The sequence below is a fragment of the Streptomyces phyllanthi genome (assembly GCF_009377205.1).
In the GTDB taxonomy this organism is placed as follows: Bacteria; Actinomycetota; Actinomycetes; order Streptomycetales; family Streptomycetaceae; genus Streptomyces; species Streptomyces phyllanthi.
Genome location: NZ_VJZE01000481.1, coordinates 1 through 6743 on the forward strand (window position 1 = coordinate 1; position 6743 = coordinate 6743).

General features: G+C 69.8%; 5 protein-coding genes and 1 riboswitch. Of the genes, 4 read left to right on the forward strand and 1 reads right to left on the reverse strand.

Annotation, left to right across the window (positions count from 1 at the left end):
- Positions 1-152: 152 nt before the first annotated feature.
- On the reverse strand, positions 153-1028 hold the full coding sequence (locus FNH04_RS38670; protein WP_152790611.1) for a LysM peptidoglycan-binding domain-containing protein: 876 nt from the start codon (positions 1026-1028) through the stop codon (positions 153-155).
- A 5-nt stretch (positions 1029-1033) separates the two neighbouring features.
- Positions 1034-1208, reverse strand: a riboswitch (cyclic di-AMP (ydaO/yuaA leader).
- Positions 1209-2067: 859 nt separating this feature from the next.
- Between FNH04_RS38670 and FNH04_RS38675 the strand changes: the two genes are divergently transcribed.
- From FNH04_RS38675 to FNH04_RS38690, 4 genes are all read left to right on the forward strand, one after another.
- Positions 2068-3078, forward strand: coding sequence for a polyprenyl synthetase family protein (locus FNH04_RS38675; protein WP_322725111.1), 1011 nt, complete (start codon positions 2068-2070; stop codon positions 3076-3078).
- 410 nt (positions 3079-3488) lie between these two features.
- Positions 3489-4727, forward strand: a complete 1239-nt coding sequence (locus FNH04_RS38680; RefSeq protein ID WP_152790613.1) for a LolA family protein — start codon at positions 3489-3491, stop codon at positions 4725-4727.
- 100 nt (positions 4728-4827) lie between these two features.
- Positions 4828-5820 carry an ABC transporter ATP-binding protein gene (locus FNH04_RS38685; RefSeq protein WP_152790615.1) on the forward strand — a complete coding sequence of 331 codons (993 nt, stop codon included), beginning with the start codon at positions 4828-4830 and terminating at the stop codon, positions 5818-5820.
- Positions 5807-6727 (forward strand): ABC transporter permease, encoded by a 921-nt coding sequence (locus tag FNH04_RS38690; RefSeq protein ID WP_152790617.1) that lies wholly within the window; start codon positions 5807-5809, stop codon positions 6725-6727. The genes FNH04_RS38685 and FNH04_RS38690 overlap by 14 nt, the downstream gene beginning before the upstream one ends.
- Positions 6728-6743 lie beyond the last annotated feature (16 nt).

The following is a 6743-nucleotide window of genomic DNA, read 5'->3' on the forward strand; positions in this document are numbered from 1 at the left end:
GACCGAGACCGGGCCGGGCGAGGCTCGTCGCTCGCCCGGCCCGGCCGGTAGGTCCACTGAGGCCTTGAGACCTTGAGACCTTGAGGTTTTTTAGCCCTTTAGCCCCTTAGTTCCTTAGCCCCTGAGGTCCTGGGGCGCTGGGAGCCCTTGGATCAGTACGGCCCGTTGACGTTGTCGATCGATCCATAGCGCGCGGCGGCGTAGTTGCACGCCGCCACGATGTTCGCGACCGGGTCGAAGGGGTCGTTCGCCGTGCCCGGCACGTGGTACGCGGCGAAGGTCGGGTCGATGACCTGGAGGAGACCCTTGGAGGGAGTGCCCTTCGCGGCGTTGGAGTCCCAGTTGTTGATGGCCTGGGGGTTGCCGGAGGACTCGCGCATGATGTTCCGGTAGATGCCGTCGTACGACCCCGGGATTCCGTTCTGCGCCATGATGTCCAGCGCTTCGCGGATCCAGCCGTCGAGGTTGTTCGCGTATGTCTTGGCGGAGGCCGGGGCGGCTTCGGCGGCGGACTGGGCGGACTGGGGTGGCTGGGGTGACTGGGCGGGCGTCGTTGTGGCCGTGGACGTCTGGTCGGCCGTCCCGTCCACCTCGCTCGTCTTGTTCGACTTGCTCGCCGTGCTCGGCTTCGTCGACGAACCCGACTTCTTCGAGGTGCCCAGCTTCGTCCCCTTGAGCACCAGCTCGAGGCCCGGGTGGATCAGCCTCGGGTTGTCGCCGACGGCCTTGCGGTTGTCCTTGTAGAGCTTGCGCCAGCCGCCGCGTACGTCGTACCGGTCCGCGATGCGGTAGAGCGTGTCTCCCTTGGCCACCGTGTACGTCAGGGACTTGGCCCCCTGCGGTACGGCCTGGGCGGACTGCGGTGCGGCCTGCGCGGCGGCGGGGGCCTGGGCCGGCTGTGCGGCGCTCGCCGTGGTCGCGCTCAGGAGCGGGAGGGCGAGTGCGGCGGTGCCCGTTCCGGCGACGACGGCGCCTCGGGTGATGAACGGGTTGGTTCTGGGACGGCGGTGCTTGCCTCGTGCGGCCATGGCGCTGTTCCTCTCCGGCGCCTGCGAGGTGAGCTGTCGGGTTCGGGCGGGGAGGTGCCCGGCCGTGTACGGCGACGCGTCGTGCGTACCGTGCGCGGCTTCACCCCTAGCCGTTCCTTCGGGCGGACCGGCGACTTACCTGGGTCCCCCGCTCCTGCCCTGCGTGAGTGAGTTGGTCAGTGGGGTTCCGGGCGGCGGCAGGATTCGGCGGTCCGTCCGGATGGAACGGGAACGTATGCGAGAGCACATGTCCGGAACAAGGCCGAAAGGGTGGCGGAAGTGCACTTGATCCGGCCATTCTTGAGGGAGAGTTGTCCGATTTTCCCGAATTTGGATTCTCAACTTGCCTTCTGCAAAGCGGGAATCGGGTGGGTGCTCCTGGCGGGCGGTGGCGCCCCCGCGTGACTCAACTCACGGAACGGACCGGGGTGAAGCGACAGTAACGCTGCAATACGGGCAACTCGGGCTTCGGGTGCTCGAGGCCGGGTGCCTCTTACGGTCCAACTCCCCGGCGGTCGACGCCCGCTGGCCGAACCGTGCAGGTCGCGGGGGTGGGCCGGCTCTCGCCGGCCGTTGGCTCGTCCGTCGTGAGCGGGGAACCTCGCGCACGGCGCGTGTCGTTGTCGTGGCGGTCGCCCGGCGTACCAGGGATGGTCTCCGCGGATGCGGGCACCCGTACCGACGGCGGGTGGGAGGCGGAGGTCCTCGTGAGGTGTGCAGTGGGAGGGCGGTCGTGGGAGGGCGGAGGGCGTACGAGTGTGCGGGTCCGGCGCCCCGGAGGCTGCCCGGGGCGTCACGTACCGGCTGATCGGGAACCGAACGCGGGTGATCCGATCCCACCCGGGCGAATGGGGCACCTCCCGGTCGGGCTAAGCCGAGACCGGGGGCGGGTGGGCGCCCGTGGTGATCGAAAGGTGACCGGATACGCTGACTCGGGTGATGGCAGCGACAGATCGACAAACTGTGTCATCGACCGTGAGACCGACTCTGAGACCGACCGTGTGACCGTCAGTGGACGTCAGCAGACAGGAGACCTCTCGTGACCGTCGTCGAGCCGTTCGGGCTGAGGGTGCGGGACAAGGCTCTGGAAGCCGATGTCCAGGCCGGACTGGCGGCTGTCGAGGAAGGCCTGCTCGAGGCCACCAAGAGTGAGGTCCCTTTTATCCAGGAGGCCGCGCAGCACCTGCTCCGGGCGGGCGGGAAACGTTTCCGTCCACTGCTCGTGATGCTCGCCGCGCAGTTCGGTGACCCGGACGCGCCCGGGGTCGTCCCGTCGGCCGTCGTGGTGGAGCTGACGCACCTGGCCACGCTGTACCACGACGACGTGATGGACGAGGCCGACGTACGGCGCTCAGTGCCCAGTGCGAACGCCCGCTGGGGGAACTCCGTGGCCGTCCTGACCGGCGACTTCCTGTTCGCCCGGGCCTCCCACATCCTGGCCGACCTCGGTCCCGAGGCGGTCCGTATCCAGGCCGAGGCCTTCGAGCGGCTGGTCACCGGGCAGATCCTGGAGACCGCGGGGCCGCGGGACGGGCGGGATCCGATCGAGCACTACCTCGACGTGCTCGGCGGCAAGACGGGATCGCTGGTGGCGGTGTCCGGGCGTTTCGGGGCGATGATGTCCGGGGCCGACGAGACGGTCGTGGACGTGCTGACCCAGTACGGGGAGCGGCTGGGCATCGCGTTCCAGCTGGCCGACGACGTACTGGACATCGCGTCCGACTCGCACGAGTCCGGGAAGACACCGGGAACCGATCTGCGCGAGGGCGTGCCCACGATGCCGGTCCTGCGGCTGCGCGAGCGGGCGGAGCAGCTGGGGCTCGCCGAGGACATCGAGCTGTGCGAACTGCTGAACTCCGATCTGAGCGATGACGCGCGGCTCACCGAGGTGCTGACCCGGCTGCGGGCGCACCCCGCGCTGGAGACCGCCCGGCGGGACACCGTGCGGTACGCGGAGGAGGCACGGGCGACGCTCGCTCCGCTGCCGGAATGCGACGCGAAGTCGGCGCTCGTACAGCTGTGCGATGCGGTGGTGCACCGGGCGGGGTGACCTCCGCGCGCCTGTTGTCGTCGGCCGGTCGCCGACCGGTCGCCGACCGCCGGGCGCGATCTTGGGTGCCGTACCAGGCGCGATCGTGGGTGCCGTGCCAGGCGTGATCGTGGGTGCCGTACCAGGCGGACCAGGTGTTCCTGAAGCGGTGATATCCGGCTGAACGGGCATCAGTCAGGCGGCGTACTCCCCTACGACCCCTACGGGTTGGGGGAGGCGCCGCCTCTCCGTGTCATCCCACAGCAGTACGTGGAGTTGATTCCGGGGTCTGACGCTTCTGGATGGCCGATTTGGTCAGATGGAAAGCACCACTCCTCACCGATTCGGGTGAGAATGGCGGCTCGGGGTGGACGACGACGAGTGCGAGTTACGACGAACAAGCCGCCGCCTACGACGGAGGTAAGGCACACATGGCACCGTACGAAACCGACGACAGCGCGAAGGCCGGCGAGGCCGAGGACGTGCGCGCCGGACGACGCAAGGCCGCGCGGTACGTCGTCCCGGTCACCGTGGTGGGAGTGGCGGCCGCGACGATCGGGTTCGTCCCGGCGTTCGCCGGCTCGGGCGACCCCGATCTGCCGAAGATCAGCGCTCAGGAACTGGTCGAGAAGATCGCCGCGTCGGACGTACAGCGGCTGTCCGGCACGGTGAAGATCAGTACGGATCTGGGGCTGCCCGACCTGGGCGGACTGGAGAACAGCCTCGGGTCGGGAGCGGCCGGAGGACCTTCCCGCGGTGACGGCGGCTCGTCCGCCGACCCCTCCTCCAAGCTGCTCGAACTCGCCTCGGGCACCCACACGTTGCGCGTCGCCGCCGACGGCCCCGAGAAGCAGAAGCTGTCGCTGCTGGACGAGGCCGCCGAGTACAGCGTCATCCACAACGGCGACGACATGTGGGCGTACGACAGCGGCTCGAACGAGGTGTTCCACACGACCGGCGCTGCCGAAGGCAAGGACCGGAAGTCGGACAGGGCCGTGCCCGAGGACGTTCCGGCCACGCCCCAGGACCTGGCAGAGGAGGCCCTGAAGGCGGTCGACGACACCACGTCCGTGACCGTGGACGGGACCGCCCAGGTCGCCGGCCGGGACGCGTACAAGCTGCTCATCAAGCCGAAGGAGTCCGGCTCCACGGTCGGCGCGATCTCGATCGCCGTGGACGCGAAGACGGGGCTGCCGCTGAAGTTCACGCTCACCCCGGCGAGCGGGGGCGCGGCCGTCGTGGACGCGGGCTTCACCCAGGTCGACTTCGGCAAGCCGAGCGCCTCCACGTTCGACTTCAAGCCGCCCAAGGGCGCGAAGATCACCGAAGGGGACGAGGCCGGGCCCCAGGGGCGCCACGACAGCGCGGCGCCGTCCGGTGAGGACCTCGGCAAGGAGCTGGAGGGCGGTGGCCTGAAGGTCATCGGTGAGGGCTGGAACTCGATCGCCGAGTTCGACACGGGCGGCGAGGGCCTGCCGTCGGGAGACACCGGCAACGGCGATGTCGACGGGTTCCTGAACTCCCTCGGCGACCAGGTCAAGGGCGACTTCGGCTCCGGTACGGTCTTCAAGACCCGGCTGATCAATGTGCTGTTCACGGACGACGGCAAGGCGTACGCCGGCGCGGTCACCAAGGAAGCGCTGGTGAAGGCGGCCAACGCCGCGAAGTGAGCCCCGTACGGGGGTGAGTCCCTCACAGGGCGAGCCCCTTACGGGGGGTGAGTCCCTTACGCGGGTGAGTCCCCTACGGAATGGTGAATCGAGGTAGTCGATGGAGGAACTGTCCGCCCCGGAGCCGGAGCCGGAGCCGGAGCCGGAGCCGGAGGACGCGGGTGACGCGGTCATCGCCACCCGCGGGCTCACCAAGCGCTACCGCGGCGGACAGCTCGCTGTCGACGGGCTCGACCTGGCCGTCCCGTCGGGCAGCGTCTTCGGCTTCCTCGGGCCGAACGGCTCAGGGAAGACCACCACCATCCGCATGCTGATGGGCCTGATCGAGCCCACGTCGGGCACGGCCCGGGTGCTCGGTCGGCCCATGCCGGGCGCCGCCCGCGCCGTACTGCCGCATGTGGGCGCCCTCATCGAGGGGCCCGCGCTGTACGGCTTCCTCTCCGGGCGGGACAACCTCCTGCGGTACGACGCCGCCGACCCCACCGCCGACCCGCGTACCCGGCGTACGCGGGTCGCCGCCGCGCTGGACCGGGTGGGCCTGACAGCGGCCGCGGGCAAGAAGGCGAAGGCGTACTCGCTGGGTATGAAGCAGCGGCTGGGTCTCGCGGCCGCACTGCTCCAGCCGCGCAGGCTGCTCGTCCTGGACGAGCCGACGAACGGCCTCGACCCTCAGGGAATGCGGGAAATCCGTTCCCTGGTGAGGGAGTTGGCCTCCGACGGCACCACGATCTTCCTCTCCTCACACCTCCTCGACGAGATCGAGCAGGTGTGCACCCACGCCGCTGTGATGGCCCAGGGGCGGCTGATCACCCAGGGCCCGGTGGCCGAGCTGGCGGCCGGGGCGCGGGGGCGGCTGGTCGTGACCACACCGGACGCGGGCGACGCGGCCCGGGTGCTCAAGGAACAGGGGGTCGGCGACGTGGTCGTGACGGAGGACCGGGTGACCGCTGAACCGCCCGACGGCGAACTCGCCGAGGTGAACGCGGCACTGGTGGCCGCCGGTGTGCGCGTCCGCGGTTTCGGAGTGGAACGGGCTTCCCTGGAGGACGCGTTCGTGGCGCTGACGGGGGAGGGCTTCGATGTCGCGGGCTGAGACGACACCTCGTACAACACCTCGTACGGCACCTCGTACGGAGCCGGAGGTCCGGACGCCGAGTCCGCTGTGGACGTTCGGGCTCTTCCGCAGCGAGCTCGTCACCACCTTCCGCCGCTGGCGCACCCTCGCGCTGCTCGCCGTGCTCGCGGCCGTACCCGTGCTGGTGGGCGTGGCCGTCAGGATCGAGACGAGTGACGGCTCCTCGGTCGGCGGTGGCGGAGGCGGGGGAGGAGGCCCGGCCTTCATCACGCAGATCACCAACAACGGTCTGTTCCTGGTGTTCACGGCGCTGGCAGCGACCCTGCCCTTCTTCCTCCCGATGGCGATCGGAGTGATCGCCGGGGACGCGATCGCGGGCGAGTCCAACGCGGGGACGCTCCGCTATCTGCTCGTCGCGCCCGCCGGCCGTACCCGGCTGCTGCTCACCAAGTACGCGACGACGATGACGTTCTGCCTGGTCGCCACGCTGGTGGTGGCGGTTTCGGCGTTCGCGGTGGGCGCGCTGCTCTTCCCCCTCGGCGAGCTGACGACCATCTCGGGAACACGGATCAGCTTCGCCGAGGGGCTGGGCAGATCCCTGCTGATCGCCCTGGTGGTGGCCGCGTCCCTGACCGGCGTGGCGGCCCTGGGCCTGTTCGTGTCGACGCTGACCAACAGCGGCATCGCGGCGATGGCGACCACCGTGGGCCTGTTGATCACCGTGCAGATCCTCGACCAGATCCCCCAGCTCGACGCCCTCCAGCCGTACTTCTTCTCGCACTACTGGCTGTCGTTCGCCGACCTGATGCGGGACCCGGTCTACTGGGACGACCTGGTGCGCAACCTGGGGCTGCAGGGCCTGTACGCGGCGGTGTTCGGCTCGGCGGCGTGGGCGCGGTTCACGGCGAAGGACATCACGGCGTAGGGGTTGGGGCGTGGGG